The following is a 19479-nucleotide window of genomic DNA, read 5'->3' as shown; positions in this document are numbered from 1 at the left end:
ACAGGAGCGGCTTAATCTATGTGGTCACATCTTTTAGAGTTAGCTGGACATTGGATACCGATTATCAACTTGTTGTTTGCGGCTGTCGTGATTTTCTTGGAGAGGCGCAACGTAGGGGGGACCTGGGCATGGCTTATGCTGTTACTGCTGCTTCCGTTTATCGGCTTTATCTTCTATATTCTGTTCGGCCAGAACTTGGCTCGGAGGAAGGTATATCGGATTAAGCCGCGAACGGAACGACTTGTGCGGAACGAAATTGCCTCTCAGGTTCGTTGCATTGAGGAAGGGACATTTGCCTATGCGAATGAGGTCGTGCAACACTATGAACCCCTTATTTATATGAATCTGGTCAGCAGTTACTCTCCCTTGACACAGAACAACGAAGTGACAGTCATTGCGGATGGCCGCGACATGATGGATCGATTGGTCGAGCGGATCCAAAGTGCTTCTAATCATGTCCATTTGCTGTATTACAAGCTGGCTGGGGATGCAACTGGACGGAGAATTATTGATGCCCTGACGGAATGTGCTGCGAATGGAGTAGAGGTACGACTATTGTATGATGACATCGGATCGCCCGCGTTGAAGGATGAGGCGCTTGCTGATTTGCGTGCCGCAGGAGCACAGATTTATCGCTTTTTCCCTTCTCGTATTCCCTATGTCAATTTACGTGTCAATTACCGCAATCACCGGAAAATTGCCGTTATTGACGGGCAGGTCGGATTCGTTGGCGGATTTAATATCGGCGATGAATATGTTAGTCTTGATCCAAAAATCGGACATTGGCGGGATACGCATCTCGAGCTGCAAGGCGGAGCCGTTCATCGGCTTCAGGGACAGTTCCTGCTCGATTGGTCCACAGCCTCAGGGCAGTATATTCATTTTTGCGAGCAATACTTCCCGACACCAATGCATACAGGGAATACACCTGTACAGATTGTGTCCAGCGGTCCAGATTCAGACAAGCAGCAAATTCGCAATGCCTTGCTTAAGCTGATTTTTGAAGCCAAGGAGCGAATTTATGTACAAACCCCCTATTTAGTGCCTGACGACAGTGTGCTTATTGCACTTAAAGTTGCTGTGCAGTCCGGGGTCGATGTGCGCATTATGATTCCGAAGAAGGGGGACAGCCGTTTTGTGCAATGGGCATCGAATTCTTATGTTGGAGAACTGCTTCGTGCAGGAGCCAAGTGTTATTGGTATGAGAAGGGCTTCCTCCATGCTAAAACGATGGTTGTAGATGGACAGGCCGCTACCGTAGGTACTGCGAATTTGGATCATCGCAGCTTCAGCTTGAACTTCGAAATTAATGCATTTCTCTATGACAGAGCTACAGCAGAGCAGCTAGATAAGCTGTACGAGCAGGATATGAAGGAATCGGTGAAACTGCATTGGAATACATATCGGAAGCGCCCAATTCGTTACCGATTTGTAGAGTCGCTTGCACGATTAGTGTCGCCTATTTTGTAATTTGGGATACCTAATTATGGACATACTTGACATTAGGCTGATATCACACTACAATTCGTAGTGGGAGGAATTCCACGATGAAAATTCATAATTTCAAATTCCATGAGAGTGGACTGAATCGCTTCTTCGGGCCGCTTGAAGCCAAAGTCATGACTGTCTTATGGGAAGGTTCGGAAATGACGATTAAGGATGTGCAAAAGAAGCTTGAGGCTGAGAAATGCATCAACTTTAACACAGTCATGACCGTCATGAACCGACTTGTAGACAAAGGGATATTGGTCAAGCGCACGGAGGGACGGACTTCCTTATTCCGACCGGTGCTGTCACGGGATGTTTTTCTCGACACGCAATCCAAGGAGCTAACGCATGAACTGATGGATGAATTCGGCCCATTGGTTGTAAACCACATGCTTGATGCCCTGGAGGATGTAGACGAGGGACTGCTCGACAAGCTGGAACAAAAAATCAAGCAATTGAAAAAGGATAAATAAAACAATGTGGAAAAATCGATCTACATTCATTTTCAGTTCGATGCTTCTAATTGCAGCCGTGTTGTTCTGCCAAATGGTCATGTATGCGATGAAGGTGCTTGCGGGATGGGAACTGCATTTCAATCTCGTAGAGGCGTGCTCTACGCTTATGCAGAACTACGGTTTGTCCAAGTTCATTTATGTGCTTGATGCCTATGTGTTCTGTACGCTGATCAGTGTCCCGTTCCTGTTCGTCCGACAAATGTTGCTTTCCCGCAACGCGTATCGGAAGCTGCTCGGGCGTCGAAATAATGAGCTTACGCAGCAGATGAATGCCCGGTTCAATGAGGGCCAGAAACGAATGATGATCATCGAGCATACTTCGCCTATCGCTTTCACGATGGGGATGTGGTCGCCGCTCGTTATTGTATCGACTGGCTTGATGGAACTGCTTGATGAGGATGAGCTAGAGGCGGTTGTCCACCACGAGGCCTTCCATCAAATGCATCGAGATCCATTGCGGATGTTCGTGCTGTCTCTTCTCGCTTCGGTCATGTGGTACATGCCGATTATGAGATGGTCGAAGCAGCAGTATAACATCATTCGCGAGGTGTTGGCAGACCACTATGCGATTCAGCGTCTAGGAACAGCAGCTCATTTAGGGAGTGCGCTTCTCAAGATGTTGAAGCAAGGGAAGACGCCGCGCATGCCATTCGCTTATGTTTCATTTGCAGATACATCCATTAATTATCGAATTCGCCAGCTGCTCGAACCAGAGACAGATATTCCGATGAAGCTGCCGTTTACGCCTGCAATTGTGTCCCTGCAAGTGTTACTTGCTTTATGTTTATTATTTTTTGCTGCTATGCCCTAATTTTTTTACATTTTTACACTACACAACGTAGTTTTTGTTTTCTTTCATATTCATGTTAATAATAATCCATTCTAATCTTATAGGAGGCGTTGTATGATGTCAGCATTAAATCAAGGGGTAGGTTCACTTATTATCAGGCTTGCACTGGGGCTCATTTTCTTTATTCATGGGCTGCAAAAATTCCAGGGAGGTCTGGACAACACGGCAGGTTTTTTTGAGAGCTTGGGTATTCCGGGGATTATGGGTTATGTCGTGGCAACCATTGAGCTGGTAGGAGGCATTTTACTCATCGTTGGTCTTGGAACGAGATGGATTGGTGCAGCATTCACGGTAATTATGCTCGTGGCAATCTTCACTGTGAAGCTGCAAATGGGCTTTGCAGGCGGCTATGAGTTCGAAATCGCTCTTGCAGCGATGTCGTTGTACTTGGTTGTCAGCGGCGGTGCCGATTATTCTCTTGATCGCATTCTGTTCCGTCGTGGAAGAGCAGCACAACAATAAGCATTTGCAGCATGCAAAGCATCCTCTAATCGTGGATTAGGGGATGCTTTTTTCCATATTTATTTCATTTCTCGTGAAATTCGCTATACTAAGTCTATACGTGTATGAATTAGCAACCAGGGGGATGTCATGCTCAAAAATCGAAGAACACTGCGCTATTTGGGGCTATTCACCATTGCAGTGCTGGTGTACAAGCTCATTGACAATATGGGTTATGTTCTCAGTGGAGTTGTAGCTTTATTGTCTATGCTTACGCCATTTTTTATTGCTTGCTTTATTGCCTATCTTCTACGTCCGCTTGTTAATATTTTGGAGAAGCGGCTGTTGGCTAGAACAAAAATGAAGCGATTTATTAGCATCATAGCCGTGTATACGTTATTTTTCGGAATTATTGTGCTGCTCATAACGGTTATTACACCGAGGGTGATAGAGAGTGTAAGCACGCTGTTGGCGGATATGCCAATCTATATGGAAGGCACGAAGCTGTGGCTGCAGGCAAATGTCTTGAGTAAAGAATGGTTCATTCAATCTGGAATATCGAGCAGCATCAGTGAGCATTTTAGCTCGCTATCCAGTCAAATAAGCGACTTTCTGAAGCTGATGCTGAACAACTTGCTGTCCAGTCTGTTTACCTTCACGTCTGCGCTGTTGAATCTCGTTATCGGATTCATTGTGTCGATTTACCTGCTGAAGGACAAGGAGAAGATTGGGACAGGCGCGAAGCGTACCCTGCATGGCCTGCTCAAGAAGGAACGGGCTGAAGGCGTCATTGATTTTGTAAGAAAAATGGACATGATCTTCTCGCAATACTTTGTAGGCGTCATTTTGGATGCAACCGTCGTAGGCAGTATCGTATTCATCGGGCTTCTTATCATTCAAGCGCCGTATGCGCTGTTGTCCAGCTTGATCGTTGCTGTAACGAATGTTATTCCTTATTTTGGTCCGTTTATGGGGATGGTGTTTGTTGGGATTATTACACTGTTCGTATCGCCTGAGCAGACGCTTTGGATAACGTTGTTTATTTTCATTGTTCAACAGTTCGATGGGTATTATATTGGTCCGAAAATCGTAGGGAACAAAGTGGGGATAGGACCCATCTGGATTATTTTTGCCATCATTATAGGCGGCGGTCTGTGCGGCATACTAGGAATGTTCATTGCCGTTCCAGTTATTGCGGTTATTAAGGCGGCGGTAGATTCCTTCGTTCAACGTCGTATAGAGGAACAGTAGCTGTAAAGCAAGGGTGCCCGAGAGAGCAGATAGATGCTCTTACGCGGGTACCTTTTTTATTAGTGGTTGGCAGGTTTTTTGGGGTTTTTAGTATCTATACGATACATGTATCTTTGATTACATACTCAAAATATTTTTTTTATGCAACATTATGCATACCTCCTCCGTCTATGAAGACAAACCGAATAATCTTACAGGCATCAAGAAGCTGGTACATAGGTGTGCCCAAAACAACAAGAGATTAGAGGAGGAATTGCAATGAAAAAATGGAACAAAGGCTTGGCAATTGCATCGATTATGGCGGTGCTGAGCGTACCGTTCGCTGGAGCAGCAGCTGCAGAGACTATTCAAGGTTATGTTGTGTCATCTCATCCAATAGAGGAGGGCTCGACATTGCCGAAAGAGCATGTGACATCACAAGGTATTATTGAGTCGGGGGACGGCCATAGATTCGTTCTTCGTGGACAGCAATATTTGAATATTAATGTACACGACAATACTGTTATCGTGAACGATAAAGGCCAGCCGGTCAGCAAGGATGTGCTGAAAGAAGGAGCTGTCGTAGAGGTTCAGTATGGTCCGGTTATGATGATGAGCTTCCCGGGCACAGTAGGTGCAGAGAAGATTGTTGTCAAAGGTGAAACGGCAGTCAAGACGGGCAAAGTGCTCAAAGTAACGAACACTGAGGGTGAAGTGAATGCCCGAATTCATGTTGATGTAGAAGCTGATGGCAACATCAACAATGATGTAATTTTAAATGTAACGAAAGATACGTTCATTACGGACAAGCAGGGGGTTGTCTTGAAGGCTTCTGAGCTGAAGGAAGGACAGCAAGTGAAGGTATTCCACTCTCTTGTGATGACTTTTTCCCTTCCTGGTCAGTCACACGCTAGCCTCATCATAGCTGAATAATCAAGGCAATAGGGAATAAGTGGTGCGGAATACAACCATACTACGGGTAGCTTGAAATATGCCGCTAGAAGCAGGCATAAGGAGGTTATGCGTTATGGCGGCTCAATTGCCAATTCCGCTGCAGTATACAGGAACGGCGGCCAATGATGCATTGGCTGTCGTTTTTTATTTTATGGTCTATTCCTTTGGAGGATGGCTGCTTGAGAACCTATACAGTAAGGTCACAACAGGACGCTTCTGGAAGGATGGTTTTCTCCAAGGGCCCTTTAAGCCGATGTATGGCATTGCCCCCCTTCTCCTGCTCCCTTATGCTGAACAAGGAACCCATTTGGGACTCCTTCTGCTGCTATGCCTCCTTATCCCGACTTTTGTCGAATACGTTAGCGGTTGGCTGCTGGAGAAGGTGTTCTATCGCAAATGGTGGGACTACTCTTCTTATCGCCTGCAGCTTCATGGACATGTTTGTTTCTCCTTCTCCATATGCTGGATGTTCCTATCCCTCGCTGTTGTGTACGGATTGCATCCCTTGCTGAAAATAAGCTATATCCATGTTGCGGCAATTTGGAATATGGTATGCCCCATGTTCGTCATTTATTTCTGGGTAGATATGGCTTGGACTGTATGGTCAAGGAGACGTGAGGGCAAAGCAATGGAAAGCAGTCGCAGCTAAGTAAAAATTTAGGCAAAAACTAGATGGAATGCAAACTCAGAGCGGAGACAAATCGTCTTCGCTCTTATTTTTGTTGATATCATCCAATTTTCAGGAAAATCATGTATTTACTAAAAGTTTTACTAGCACGTCGAAGTGATTAGTAAAAAATAAAAGTGGGAGTAAAATATTTTACTAAAATGATTGTTTGTTTTACTTGAATCAAGTAAAATTTTATCAAGAAAGTGAGGGTGCAATTATTCCGAATCTCAGTCTGAACGAATGGTAAAGTGGATTGAATGGAATGTCGTTCGTCTGAGGAATCCCCGTGGTCAGGAGGACGTACTATGCGTGTAATGAAGCAGTGGGAAAATGTGGATGCTACGAATTGTAACCGTATGAAGGGGAGAGCGTATTTTCGGTCGTATCCGAATCGACAGCTGGCATTATTAGACGAGCCTAAGTATGCACATCAATGGAAGAGCTTGAATGGAACATGGAAGTTTGTTTATTTGGAAGCGCCTGAGTATTCACCGCCGGGATTTGAGCAGCCAACATTTGATTGTTCGAACTGGGATGACATTATGGTGCCAAGTAATTGGCAGCTTGAAGGTTATGGGAAAATGCATTATTCAGATCTGTGGTACAACTTCCCGATTAATCCGCCTTATGTACCGACTGATAACCCGACAGGCATTTATAAGCGAACCTTTGCGATCGGTTCACAATGGTTGGACAATCAACAAGTGATTTTGCGCTTCCATGGCGTTGATTCCGCATTTCATGTGTGGGTGAACGGTCAGGAAGTGGGTTACAGCAAGGGAGCCAGACTGCTGAGCGAATTTGATATCACAAGCTATGTGGAAGCTGGGCAGAACGAGGTGTGTGTTCGGGTTTATCAATGGTCAGACGGCACTTATTTGGAAGACCAGGACATGTGGTGGTTGAGCGGCATATTCCGTGATGTAGAATTGTATGTCCAGCCCCTTGCGGGGATTGAAGACTTTACGGTGGTAACAGAGCTGGACTCCGCTTATACGAATGCGATTTTGCGAATAAGCGCGGATATTCGTGGCACGAAGCAGGGGCATACGCTTGCTTATGAATTGTTGGATGCCGCAGGGCAGCAGGTAGCATTCGACGAAATGCCTGGTGGCGAACGCGTCACTGCAGCGGTTCCGATTGCGGCTCCAATGCTGTGGAGTGCAGAGACACCATACCTATATACGCTTCTCTTCACGTTGAAGAATGGGGATGACGTAATTGAAGTTATTCCACAGCAGGTCGGCTTCCGTATAGTTGAATTGAAGGGCGACACATTCACGGTCAACGGAGTGGCGATTAAGCTGAAGGGTGTAAATCGCCATGATGCGCATCCGATCACAGGTCGTGTCGTATCGCGTGATGATATTGAGAAGGATATCCGCCTAATGAAGCAGCACAATATTAATGCGATTCGAACGGCGCATTATCCGAATTCACCTTGCCTTTATGAGTTGTGCAATGTATACGGAATGTATGTGATCGACGAAACGGACTTGGAGTGCCATGGCTTTGAGCTGACAGGCAACTTCAATTGGATTACGGATGATCCGGCATGGGAGAGGGCCTACGTCGATCGTATAGAACGAATGATTGAACGGGATAAAAACCATCCTTGTATCATTATGTGGTCATTAGGCAACGAGTCGGGCTACGGCCGTAACTTCAGAGCGATGGGACTTCGTGCGAAGGAAATGGATCCAACACGCCTTGTTCACTATGAAGGGGACAGAGATATGGACATTGCGGATGTATATTCGACGATGTATACGTGGCTCGAGCATCCGGAGCGCAAGACAATGCAGCATATTATTGATCATTCCACGAAGCCGCATATTCTGTGTGAATATGCTCATGCGATGGGCAATGGACCAGGCAGCATGCAGGAGTATCAGGATTTATTCTATGCCCATGACAAGCTGCAGGGCGGATTCGTCTGGGAATGGTGCGATCACGGCATTCGTACGGAAGATGAGCAAGGACGTGTCTATTATCGCTACGGCGGGGACTTTGGCGATGACCCGACGAATGGAGCATTTTGTATCGACGGGCTTGTGATGCCAGATCGCACACCTTCTCCAGGGTTGCTGGAATATAAGAAAGTGATTGAGCCAGTTCATACGCACGAGATTGACTTGCAGCGCGGTTTAATCCAAGTAAGCAACAAGTATGACTTTGCATCGCTCGATCAATTGGCATTGCGCTATTCAGTCATGAAGGATGACTGTATTTTGCAAACAGGCGAGGCAGACATTACTGGTATCGCTGCACGTACGAGCAAGGAAGTGGAGCTGGGATACTTGCTTGATTTCGCGCCGGAGCCGGGCACGGATTACTATGTGAATCTTTCTTATACGTTGAAGGGAGACTGTGCTTGGGCACAAGCGGGACATGAGCTGGCTACGGCGCAATTCCGCTTGCCGCTTGCTGCGGAATTGCTGTATATTGAGCCGAGCGGCACGCTTACGATGGAAGAGGGACATTGTGAACTCATTGTACGCGGTGAAGACTTCAGCATTGGCTTTGATACGGTCAAGGGCCGCATGACTTCATGGACTTATCATGGCACTACCGTTGTGGAGCAGGGGCCGAAACTGCAATTCTGGCGTGCGCCAATCGACAATGATATGTATGTAGTGGATGATTATCGGAACAAGTCATTTATGCATGTAATGCATGAAATTGTAGAGGGATTTACTTATACACAGGAGGGCGAAATCGTTCGCGTGAAGGTGTCTGTGCTGAATGGGACAACGAATGCTGCATGGCATTACCGTTCCTGCTATGATTATCGCATTTATCCGAACGGCGATGTGCTGCTCGATGTAAGCGGCCAGCCGGGGGGCGTGAAGGAGCAGGCGCCGGAGATGATTCCACGTGTTGGCGTGGAGCTTCGCGTACGCGCTGCTTGTGAGAACGGCAAATGGTATGGTAGGGGTCCGGGAGAGTCGTATGCGGATTCCAAACAGGCGAGCCTGTTCGGCATCTACGAGCGGACGGTGGATGAGATGTTCACGAATTATGTGCACCCACAGGAAAACGGAAATCATACCGACTGCCGCTGGGTACGCTTAGCAGATCGCTATGGAGTAGGTTTGCTGGCGGTTGCGTATCCGAAGATGGATTTCAGCGCTTCCTATTATGAAGTTCAGGATTTGGATGCAGCTAAGCATCCGATTGACTTGCAGAAGAGGGATTACATCGTGCTTCATCTCGACGCGAAGCAGAATGGGCTCGGTTCGAATTCTTGCGGCCAGCGCCAGCTAAGCCAATACCGCAATGGATTTGAGCCGTTCGAGCTGAATCTCAAGCTGTCTGTGTACTCGAATAAGGAAATATCAGATGTGATGAAGGCGAAGGAAACACTGCGCCGGAACTAGCAGACGGCGGGCGTTCCTCTATGCTTTTGGGCAAGAATACAGTACAATCGTAAGGACATGCAACAACAAAACGGATGACGATTGCAGCGACGCATAACGATTGGAGGGCGAAATGGCTACCCTTAAACAAATCGCGGAGCGGGCGGGTGTGTCGATATCCACGGTGTCTCGCGTGCTCAACTTCGATGAGACGTTGTCGGTATCCGACGAGACTCGGCGCCGCATTATGGAAACGACAGAAGAACTCGGCTATAACAAGTACAAGCGGAAGAAGCGGACGATGGAGGCGCCGGAGCCAGAGATATGGATGCCTACACCTACACCGATAGCGGAACCGCCTGCTCCTGTGCAAGTCAGGGCAAGTCAACAGACGATCGGAATTGTCATGACCTATGACAAGAGTGAGGAGCTTAACGATCCATATTATTTAACGGTACGGCTCGCAATAGAAGAAGCAGCTCGGGAAAGAGGCGTCCAGCTTATAGAGGTTGGCAAGAAGGGAGAACACTCCCATCCTGCTGCAACCGCATCAGGATACATTGTGGTAGGCCCAATTGGATCTGGACAACTCCATGAACTTCAGCGGTCTGCTTCACCTATCGTATATGTGGATGATGTCCCTTGGGATCGCAAGTCGGACATTGTCACGGTTGATCTGCATGATGCGGTAGAACAGGCACTGTCTCATATTCGTGCATTGGGTCATGAACGAATCGCTTACGTAGGCGGAAGAGATGTGCTTGATGGAGCTTCGACTGCCGATCGGCGCGAGACAGCCTACGAACAATGGATGAGGGAAGCTGGAATCTTCGACTCGTCCTTGGTGCGTGTCGGGACTTTCTCAGCAGAAGATGGGTACCGATTGACGAAGGAACTGATCGTTTCTTCTGGACGGGGCTGTACGGCAGTTCTGGCTGCGAATGATTCGATGGCAATTGGCGCGATTCGGGCGATTCAGGAGCAGGGATTACGGGTTCCTGAGGATATTAGTGTGGTTGGTTTCAACGATATTGCGGTTGCCCAATTCATGACCCCTGCGCTTACAACGGTCAGACTGCACAGTGACTGTATCGGAGATACGGCGCTTGAGCTGATGATGGAGCGTTTGGAGAAGCAGCGGAGTATTGGCAAGAAGGTTATGATACCGACTGAGCTTATCGTACGGGAGAGCTGTGGGCCTGCTTCCAGACTGCGCTAAGCGAATACATGATATGAATACTGCGAGTTCAGAAGCAGTTGTAGCATTACCCTGAAAAATATGGGGTCTATCTATATGGAGTAGTCGTTGACGTACCGCAAGAAGCCGCTGGGCAGGAGGCGGAATGGCTGTCTGAATTTACGGATAAGTGCGCAGAAGAGCTGGATTTGCCGGGGGCTTATGTGTACATGATCGATCAAGCAACCTATTATAATATTATCGAACAGATGAAGTTGATTCCTGGTTCGTTTATTTATCATTCTCGTTATACAGCTAACGAATAAGTTAGCTGATCATTATCTTATGATCATAAAGCTGCTGAGCAAAGGCTCAGCAGCTTTTTTTAACCAAGCTATGGATGTTGGGATGTCCCGAATGAAATGGCGGTGTCATACCGATTTAACAGAAGCTGACTCAATATGCTGTAAAAATTGCTTGCCATATTCCCCATGATCATGCATGGCTGGATGTTCGATTTGGATCGTCGTATGTTCGATGCCATAATTCGCTTTGAGCATATGATTAATGGCCAAGATGACGCAGAATGGCTGAATATCCTCACGAATGAAAACATGCGCAGTTAGTGAGTAGTGATCGGTGGATACAGCCCAAAGATGCAGTTCATGGACATCTTCCACTCCCTCCACTTGGTTCATTTCCGCTCGAATTTGCTCTAAATCATATTTGTCGGGCACGGCCTCCATTAACACGAGGAGGGATTCTCGAATGATTTTGGCGCCGCCTGTACAAATAATAGCCCCGATTACCATGCTAATGAGTGGGTCGAAAATATATAGCCCTGTGAAATGGATGAGAATAGCGGATAAAATGACACCGACCGAACTAAGCAAATCGCCGATGAAGTGCCACAAGGCGCTCTTTACATTCAAGTTCTCCTCTTCTTTCATGCTGTGGCTCAACACAAGTGTAAGGACAATGTTCACGACCAGTCCGATGGTCGCGATAATAAGCATCAATTGCAAATCGACATCTTGTGGATGGATCATCCGCTTGATCCCTTCAATAACAATTCCGATGGCTATGACAATAAGGGCCAACCCATTTAGGAAGGATGCGATAATTTCAAATCGGAGGTAGCCGAAGGTATATCGCTGATTCGGCTCGCGTGTGGCCATATAAATCGCCGCCATACTGAGTCCTAATGCGATGACATCAGATATCATATGGGCCGAGTCCGATAGGAGTGCGAGTGAATTGGACAGAAGCCCGCCCACGATTTCAACAATGGTGAAAAACAAGGTCAAAGCCAACGTGATCCATAAAGTACGCTTCGACGTTAGTTGTTCCTTAACATGATTGAGATGGTGGTAGTCGTGATGATTCATAAGGGACCTTCCTTTTGTTAGAATAAATAGATGTGCCTATCGATTTAGGCAAGATGTATTGTATCCATTTCTACCTTCATTCTCAAATGGACGTTTTATGGATAATACAATTGATATTCATTATTACTGTAAATCCTTGTTTTCATGCTTAGGGAAGGTGTTAACAGCGTTGAGCTTCAAAAGCGTGTTAACGGCGTTAGATACGCCTTTATCGATGCAGCATCCAAATGATTAGGCGCTCATACCATTTCCAAGGCATTGCTCGAAGCAGCCCCATTCCTGCACGGCTCCAGCCGGGTGTGTATCGAAGCCGCGGCTTCGGATCATTGGCTATTGAGGCTATGAGACGCGCTACCTCATGAGGTGGCGGGGCTTTTTCCGCATTCTTCTCGGAGTATTGGAGAATATGCTTTAAGTAGCTCTGATAGGGGGAGTTTTCTCGAGATGAAATCGAGTTGAATCCCTTTGACCATATATCTGTCCGATAGGAGCCGGGCTCAACAAGAACGGCATATATACCGTAAGGGAGCATTTCCATACGAAGTGATTCGGTGAATCCTTCAACAGCAAACTTGGAAGCGGCGTATGGAGCATACCCGGGGAAAGCACATCGACCACTGATGCTGCTCACATTGATGATAGTTCCGCTTCCTTGCTGTCTCATATAAGGAAGCAGAGCTCGGGTTACCTCTACCGTACCAAAGAAGTTGGTATTGAGTTGGGCGCGCCATTCATCCATACTGATTTCCTCGATGAAGCCGCCTATCGCGAATCCTGCATTGTTCACGAGAACGTGAACGCCTCCATATGCTGACAGGATATATTGTGCAGCGGATGCGATGCTATGCGTATCTGTCACATCGAGCGCTTGTACATCGATTCTATCCTTCACGCCCTGTGTCTCCGCTTCTTGCAGCAGGCGGGAGGACTGCTGCGGATTGCGCATGGTCGCCACCACGAGATACCCAGAACGGGCCAGTTCAATGCACGTATGCAGGCCAAATCCGCTCGAAGATCCAGTAACAACGGCTACTGCTTGCTTGCCTTGCTTAAGAATTGGCTCCGAATAATGGGGAGAAGTCATGAATCAATGCTCCTTATTATTAAAAATGACTTACGATAATACCTATATGGGCAGATCGTGTGTTTTACGCTTATTTTAATCTAGGAATGTAAGTAGAAGAGATGTGTCGGTGGAGGCAATGCACGATTGTAATGCTAAGGGCATGAGGGATAAAGGAAAGGGAAAGCTGCTGCCCGATTAGTGCGGCACTGCTTTCCCACTTACTGGCTGCTATGAATTTGCAGGTGAGAAGCCTTCCTCCAGCAAATATTCTTCAGCTTCCTCGCGTGTTTCGAAGGTCATTTCCAGACTTTCGCCCGCATAAATGTTCCACAATTCAAAGTCATATTCAAGCCACAATGTCTCGTTGTTGTCATTGATATAGCGTTCTTTCTTGACTTCTGTTGTTTCTTCCTCGGCAATGTCTGCCTCAAGAGGAGCTGGCGACATGGAATCAATAGAAGCCTGAATCAGCTTGCGAAGCTCCTCTTCAGAGTATTCGCGGATGTTGACCATGCCTTTGGCATCCGTATCATAACCAGATACATAGCCGGCATAGACAAAGCCGTTGCCGTTCGGATGCAGGTGATAGACAACAGTTTTCTTTTCCACAACGCTGTCTTCATAGTGGAAATTCACTCGTCCCAATGACACGTTATTGCGCTGCAGCTCTGGGAACGATTCGATAACCGCTAGTTTCTGTTCAAACGTCAGCATGTTACCTCCTGAATTATACGATGGAATCGATATTGATGGTCCATTATACCATAGGGACGTTTCCGTGTATAATATGTGGATACCGCAGTCATTCGATTGAAGCGAGGATGGCGAAGCAATCGGGTCAATTGCGAGGAAGCATGAAGGATAAGGAAGTTAGGAGCAGTGACTTGATGGAACAGAATGGACAGCATCGGAAGCATATACATGCGGGCCTTGAAGTGGATATTGTGCTGAAGCAGGATCAGCGTTCAGGCAAGACGACTAGAGGTATCGTAAAGGATATCCTGACGAATTCGCCATTCCATCCGCACGGCATTAAAGTGCGCCTGCAGGATGGACAAGTTGGCCGGGTGAAATCGATCATTCATACATCATTACAGGGCGAAGGCTAGTCCTGACTATACAGAAATGGGGTGGCCTGTCTGACGGGCTTAAATCAACGAGGATTCGCGCAATTAGGAATCACGAAACAATTGGTACACACATTGAATCAAAATGGGATTGCAGTGCCGACACCAGTTCAAGCAGAAACGATTCCGGTCGTTCTATCCGGCGAGGATGTCGTATCGCAGGCACAGACGGGAACGGGCAAGACGCTCGCTTTCCTGCTGCCGATCATTCAGCGCATTGATGCAGGTTCCACACATGTGCAGGCACTTATCGTTGCACCGACACGCGAACTCGCTTTGCAAATTACGGCTGAAGCGAAGAAGCTGATCGGAGCATATGAGGGCGTGAACGTACTCGCGGTGTATGGAGGGCAGGATGTCGAGCGGCAGATGCGCAAGCTGCAGGGTGGTCGCCAGCTTGTGATCGGGACGCCGGGAAGGTTGCTCGATCATCTGAGACGCGGGACGATTTCGTTATCCAAGGTAAAGACATTGGTGCTGGATGAAGCGGATCAAATGCTTCATATGGGCTTCTTGGGCGAAGTTGAAGAAATTATTCGCCAAACGCCTACAAATCGCCAGACCTTGCTATTCTCCGCGACAATGCCAGCGAATGTACGTCGCTTAGCTGAACGCTTCATGCGCAGTCCTATCGACATACATGTGCAAAGTGAGCGCATCACAGTGAAGAATGTGAAGCAGATTGTCGTGCAAACGACGGATCGTGCTAAGCAGGCGACATTGTGCAAGCTCATTGATGAGCACCGCCCGTACCAAGCAATCATTTTCTGCCGTACGAAGCGCAGGGCAAGCAAGCTGAATGAGGAATTGCTTGAGCTGGGCTACGATTCGGACGAGCTGCATGGCGATTTGTCGCAGTCGAAGCGGGAGCAAGTAATGGAACGTTTCCGCAATGTGAAGATGCAGCTGCTGGTTGCGACGGATGTTGCGGCACGCGGATTGGACGTAGAAGGCATTACGCATGTGTTTAACTATGATGTTCCGCAGGATGCAAAGAGCTATATTCACCGTATTGGGCGTACAGGACGTGCCGGTGCACAGGGGATCGCCATTACGTTTGCATCACCTAGAGACCGAATGGCTGTAGAACTGATTGAACGCGGCATTGGGCAGAAGCTGGAGCGCCGTGACCAGAATGGTGAACAGGCCGCTGGCGGCGGTGACGCTCGTTCGGGTCGCAGCAAGCAGGAAGATAGCGGTCGCAGTTCTAAACATGGCGGTCGTGGCGCTGGCCGTGGAGCTCGCAGCGACAAGCAGGATTCTCGCGGCCAAGGTGCAGGTCGAGGCGGCCGCAATGCTTCTCGAGGCAAGCAAGGAAATGATGTTGGTGGCCGCGGTTCACGCCGAGAAGCTGGAAATGGCGGTCAGAGCGGTCGCAACAGTTCGCGTGACGGACGCGGAAAGGGACGTAATTCTCAGTCGGGCCAGAGTACTGGGAGACAGGAGCGGGGAGGCCAAGCGGGTGCGCGCTCCGGAAAAGGTGGTGGCCGCTCGTCCGGTCGCTCTGGCGGTCGTCGCTCTCGATAGAGCCGCGATAATGAACTGCTCGGTTCAGAACAGTTGCGATAAGAAAGGCTGCCTCCTAAGAGGGGCAGCCTTTTTTTGGCTGTGAAGAGATATGTTTCAACAGCAGGCCAATCTTGTTATATAGTAACAAAGACACAAATCATAATCATATTGGGCGTTAAGGATGCTGAATTTCCTTTTATTTGTAAGGAATTGAGTCAGCCTTCCTACAGAAATATGTTACTATGGTAATAATAATGAGACATGATGAGACAAGCGATAGGCGGAAAGGTTGAGAGCATCAATGCATCGCATACGAGACCCACTGACAAGCTTAATTAGTACACCGACCGTGCCCAAACAGAAACGGATAGCCTTGACTATCGGCTTGGTTGCGCTGGTTAGCACTCTTGTGGTCATACCGTATGCATCAACGCCACTATGGGGAATAACTTCCTTTTTCCCAATCTTTATAGCATGGAACATGTTCGGTGATTTCATGACTTCGCATTTGCTTTACATTCAATTTCGTGCAACTGGCTATAAGCCGATCTTGATCTTATCGGGAACGTTTTTTTCACGGGTCTTATCATGATTCCGCATCTTTTGACTTTCCCAGGCGTATTCAGTGACAAAGGGCTCCTGTACGATGCCACTCAGGCTTCGGTATGGTTCTGGGGTTGTTGGCATGCGGGGTTTCCAGTGGGGATTCTGCTGTATACATTAAGTATACGAAAGGGATACTGTTCGTCATCGGAACACAAGGATAGGATCGCTTCCATTATGACGTTTATTTTTGTGGTGCTGGTTGTTGGAGGCATTACTTATATATTGACAAGAGAGCGTGAATGGATGCCCGCGCTTAGTATGGAAAGTGGTTATGATCGTCTCCTTTCAACAGGGGTAGGCCCCATTGTGTGGATAATTAATCTTGTATCTTTTGTGTATCTGTATGTTGTAACACGTGGAAAGAGATTGCTGCACCTATGGTTGCTTGTATCCATGTTCACTTTCTTTTTGGATGTGACGATCACTTTGTTGGCAGAGGAGAGATACACGCTCGGCTGGTATACAGCATGCGTGAACTCGTTACTGTCAGCAACGGTCGTCCTGTTTGTCTTTTTCTATCAGATGAATCAGCTTAATGTGAAGCTCCATCATTCTCAGCGGGCACTGCGCAAGTCACAGGAACAAATTGCAGTCATTCTCGACAGCATTACCGATGCTTTTCTTGCCGTGGACAAGCAGTGGTGCTATACGTATTTGAATAAGGAAGCAGAGAAGTATTTGGGGTTCTCATTTGAAGTCGTGAAAGGACGTTCCATTTGGGCTATCAATCCCTACTTGATGCAGACGAAGCTATACGAGCTGTGTCAGCAAGTGATGGAACAGGGGGAACCTGCGGAGTTTACGGAGCTCGACAAGCTTCATGGAAGCTGGCTGGAGTATCGCGTATTTCCATCTCGTAATGGGATATCGGTGTATTTCCGTGATGTAACAGAACGGATTGTAGCGGAAGAGCAGTTGAAAGAAGCGAACAAGAAGCTGCAAATGGCGAATCGACTTTTAACGGACTTTTCCTATACAGATGGACTGACTGGAGTGTATAATCGCCGTTACTTCGATCAGATGATGATCCAGGAGTGGGAACGAGTGAAGCGAGCGAAGAGTCCGCTTGCACTGATCATGCTGGACGTTGATTATTTCAAAAGTTATAACGATACGTACGGTCATCTAGCTGGGGATGAATGCTTGCAGAAGGTAACCCGGGCGATTCAGGAAGCGGTTACGCCGCCGCTCGCGGTTGTAGCTCGATATGGCGGGGAGGAATTCGGTGTCATATTGCCAATGACTGAACTTCGCAAGGCAGAGTTTATTGGGGAGCAAATTCGAAGGCGTGTAGAGCTGCTCGCGATTCCTCATGCGGCCTCTTCGGTGAGCCGTGTTGTCACTTGTTCGCTTGGGGTTGCGATATGCAGTATTGACGATGTACATGATTCTGATCCGCATATGCTAGTGGCAAAAGCGGATACTGAGCTGTACCGTGCCAAGCAATTGGGACGGAATCGCCTTCTTTCCGCAACACCATAGTAATAGAAAAAATAATGAAGAGGACGCGAAAGCGTCCTCTTTTTGCTATCAAAAAGTTAAATCAGTACTTTATGTTTTGAGCTTCAAAAGGGGGATCAGTGTCTTCTTATAAGGTTTGAGACTCTAACTCTAATTTTACTTTTCTAAATAAGTTGGAGGTGTTACCTCATTGATGAACAATATACCGTCATACTGCTCGCGCGGAATGCTGCTTATTGGCGAAATGCCGGTTACGTACGAGGTCAGCGGCTGTAACATCCAAGTCGTGCCTGGAACTGCTGGCGCATGACTCATATCGATGAAGGAAAACGATTTGCCAAAGCTGCTCATGATTTCTTCTACAGAGTGCGGCATAGGCGGCAGCACGTCGAAGATCTCGCGCGTGACATGTGCATTCTTCCCTTTGCCCAAGAATAAGCCCATTACATATCCTTGGTCTTTGTACTTGGTTGTCTGCATAATCTCGCCCATATTGCGAAGCGGCAGTGTAATACCGAACTCTTTCGAATGTGCTTTGCTAATATGTCCGTTATGGGCCCATACGATGATTTTTTCATTTTTATATACATGGTCAGCAAGCCATACCAAATTTTCGGCCATCATCTGATCGCGATACTCCCATGATTGAATCATGGACATGTAATCAAGAGACTTGCCTTCCATATATGGGTTTGCTTTAATCGTCAACTCCATATATTCGCGAACAATTTGGATCCGATTATCAATTGCGCGTTCTACAAGCTGTACGATATGCGGATTGTCCGGGAATTGCTTGCGCAGCGCCTGTTCGCGCTTCGGTATCGCAGTCTTCACTTGCTCATACAGCTTCAGGTAGCGAGGCTTCACCTTCTGATAGCCTTCAAGATCTAAACTCTTTGCCCATTCGCTTAGTGCCAATTCGGTCTCCCGAAACTGCTTGGCGAGCTTCACATTACCCAGCCAGTCAGCAGAGAACATGATACCTTGTGCCTGCATATCGAAGCCAGCCAGCGTAAGCGGCTTCTTTGTGCGCTTCGTCTCTTGGATGTACTGGAACAGCGGCACTGTTTCTTGTGCACGCCAGATGCGGAAAATAGAGTCCTTCATCGTGGAAATTGGCGATTGCGAGCTGACGTTGCCATAAGCGCCAGCAGCATTGCCCAAATTCGTTTCGAAGGCAATGACGTTAAAGCCAAGCTCCTGATGCAAATATTGAATGAGGCGTGTTTTGGCAGAGTTATATTGTGCGGCCCCGTGTGAGCTTTCACCTAAATAAACGATCCGCTTGTCCTGCAATAACGGCCTCAATGCTTCAAGATCGTTAAACTTCTCAGGCACAATATATGCGTCCAATCCAGTCTGTTCAGGTTGAATCGATTGAATAGAGAAGGCATTGTCATTCAGCCACTTCTTCCAATCGTCACGTGTTTGTGAACTGGTGCGTGCTTGATCCAATTGCGCATCTTGCTTGTCAGCCGAAGCTTGCCCATATACAGGTACTACTCCGAAAGAAAGCAGTGTGCTGAGTGCAATAACGGAAGCGAGAGCCAAGGACATGCTCTGGCGTTTCCAGTTTAATTTTTGCGATTTCATGTAATTTGACCTCCAGATTTTATGTGTCGCAGCGGCGTTGTCTGC

At 47.5% G+C, this 19479-nt stretch carries 16 protein-coding genes; 12 read left to right on the top strand and 4 right to left on the bottom strand.

What is annotated here, in order from left to right; translation table 11 throughout:
* The first annotated feature begins 18 nt into the window (after positions 1-18).
* The 9 genes from cls (at position 19) to PAV_RS08160 (ending at position 10726) form a co-directional block, all read left to right on the top strand.
* Positions 19-1470, top strand: coding sequence for a cardiolipin synthase (cls, locus tag PAV_RS08200; RefSeq protein WP_005545074.1), 1452 nt, complete (start codon positions 19-21; stop codon positions 1468-1470).
* A 77-nt stretch (positions 1471-1547) separates the two neighbouring features.
* Positions 1548-1961 (top strand): BlaI/MecI/CopY family transcriptional regulator, encoded by a 414-nt coding sequence (locus PAV_RS08195; protein ID WP_005545072.1) that lies wholly within the window; start codon positions 1548-1550, stop codon positions 1959-1961.
* Positions 1962-1965: 4 nt separating this feature from the next.
* Positions 1966-2814: a M56 family metallopeptidase gene (locus tag PAV_RS08190; RefSeq protein ID WP_005545071.1), complete on the top strand. Its 849-nt coding sequence runs from the start codon at positions 1966-1968 to the stop codon at positions 2812-2814.
* Between the two features lie 96 nt (positions 2815-2910).
* Positions 2911-3315 (top strand): DoxX family protein, encoded by a 405-nt coding sequence (locus tag PAV_RS08185; RefSeq protein WP_005545069.1) that lies wholly within the window; start codon positions 2911-2913, stop codon positions 3313-3315.
* 129 nt (positions 3316-3444) lie between these two features.
* A complete protein-coding gene (locus tag PAV_RS08180; protein WP_005545067.1) occupies positions 3445-4545 on the top strand; it encodes an AI-2E family transporter in 1101 nt (366 codons plus the stop codon).
* 258 nt (positions 4546-4803) lie between these two features.
* Positions 4804-5457, top strand: coding sequence for a hypothetical protein (locus tag PAV_RS08175; RefSeq protein WP_005545065.1), 654 nt, complete (start codon positions 4804-4806; stop codon positions 5455-5457).
* 94 nt (positions 5458-5551) lie between these two features.
* Positions 5552-6127, top strand: a complete 576-nt coding sequence (locus PAV_RS08170; RefSeq protein ID WP_005545064.1) for a putative ABC transporter permease — start codon at positions 5552-5554, stop codon at positions 6125-6127.
* A gap of 326 nt (positions 6128-6453) precedes the next feature.
* Complete coding sequence (ebgA, locus tag PAV_RS08165; protein WP_005545062.1) at positions 6454-9528, top strand: beta-galactosidase subunit alpha; 3075 nt, start codon at positions 6454-6456, stop codon at positions 9526-9528.
* A gap of 112 nt (positions 9529-9640) precedes the next feature.
* The gene (locus PAV_RS08160; RefSeq protein ID WP_005545060.1) at positions 9641-10726 is read left to right on the top strand and encodes a LacI family DNA-binding transcriptional regulator; all 1086 of its coding nucleotides are present in this window, start codon (positions 9641-9643) and stop codon (positions 10724-10726) included.
* Positions 10727-11115: 389 nt separating this feature from the next.
* Here the strand turns inward: PAV_RS08160 and PAV_RS08155 are convergent, their stop codons facing one another.
* From PAV_RS08155 to PAV_RS08145, 3 genes are all read right to left on the bottom strand, one after another.
* The gene (locus PAV_RS08155) at positions 11116-12072 is read right to left on the bottom strand and encodes a cation diffusion facilitator family transporter (RefSeq protein WP_005545059.1); all 957 of its coding nucleotides are present in this window, start codon (positions 12070-12072) and stop codon (positions 11116-11118) included.
* A gap of 208 nt (positions 12073-12280) precedes the next feature.
* Positions 12281-13156 (bottom strand): SDR family oxidoreductase, encoded by an 876-nt coding sequence (locus PAV_RS08150; protein ID WP_005545057.1) that lies wholly within the window; start codon positions 13154-13156, stop codon positions 12281-12283.
* 210 nt (positions 13157-13366) lie between these two features.
* Positions 13367-13852: a hypothetical protein gene (locus PAV_RS08145; RefSeq protein WP_005545055.1), complete on the bottom strand. Its 486-nt coding sequence runs from the start codon at positions 13850-13852 to the stop codon at positions 13367-13369.
* 173 nt (positions 13853-14025) lie between these two features.
* Between PAV_RS08145 and PAV_RS08140 the strand changes: the two genes are divergently transcribed.
* The 3 genes from PAV_RS08140 to PAV_RS08130 all read left to right on the top strand — a co-directional run bounded on the left by PAV_RS08140 (position 14026) and on the right by PAV_RS08130 (position 17862).
* Positions 14026-14247 carry a YwbE family protein gene (locus PAV_RS08140; RefSeq protein WP_005545053.1) on the top strand — a complete coding sequence of 74 codons (222 nt, stop codon included), beginning with the start codon at positions 14026-14028 and terminating at the stop codon, positions 14245-14247.
* 81 nt (positions 14248-14328) lie between these two features.
* On the top strand, positions 14329-15792 hold the full coding sequence (locus PAV_RS08135; protein ID WP_005545052.1) for a DEAD/DEAH box helicase: 1464 nt from the start codon (positions 14329-14331) through the stop codon (positions 15790-15792).
* Between the two features lie 570 nt (positions 15793-16362).
* Positions 16363-17862 carry a diguanylate cyclase domain-containing protein gene (locus tag PAV_RS08130; protein ID WP_005545048.1) on the top strand — a complete coding sequence of 500 codons (1500 nt, stop codon included), beginning with the start codon at positions 16363-16365 and terminating at the stop codon, positions 17860-17862.
* Between the two features lie 135 nt (positions 17863-17997).
* On the opposite strand, the gene PAV_RS08125 is transcribed toward PAV_RS08130, so the two are convergent.
* Entirely contained in the window at positions 17998-19434 is a 1437-nt protein-coding gene (locus PAV_RS08125; RefSeq protein ID WP_005545046.1) for an erythromycin esterase family protein, read from the bottom strand.
* Positions 19435-19479: the final 45 nt, after the last annotated feature.

Source organism: Paenibacillus alvei DSM 29 (assembly GCF_000293805.1).
GTDB classification, from domain to species: Bacteria; Bacillota; Bacilli; order Paenibacillales; family Paenibacillaceae; genus Paenibacillus_B; species Paenibacillus_B alvei.
The sequence above is the reverse complement of the archived record's forward strand: the minus strand, read 5'-3'. Positions and strand labels throughout refer to the sequence as shown.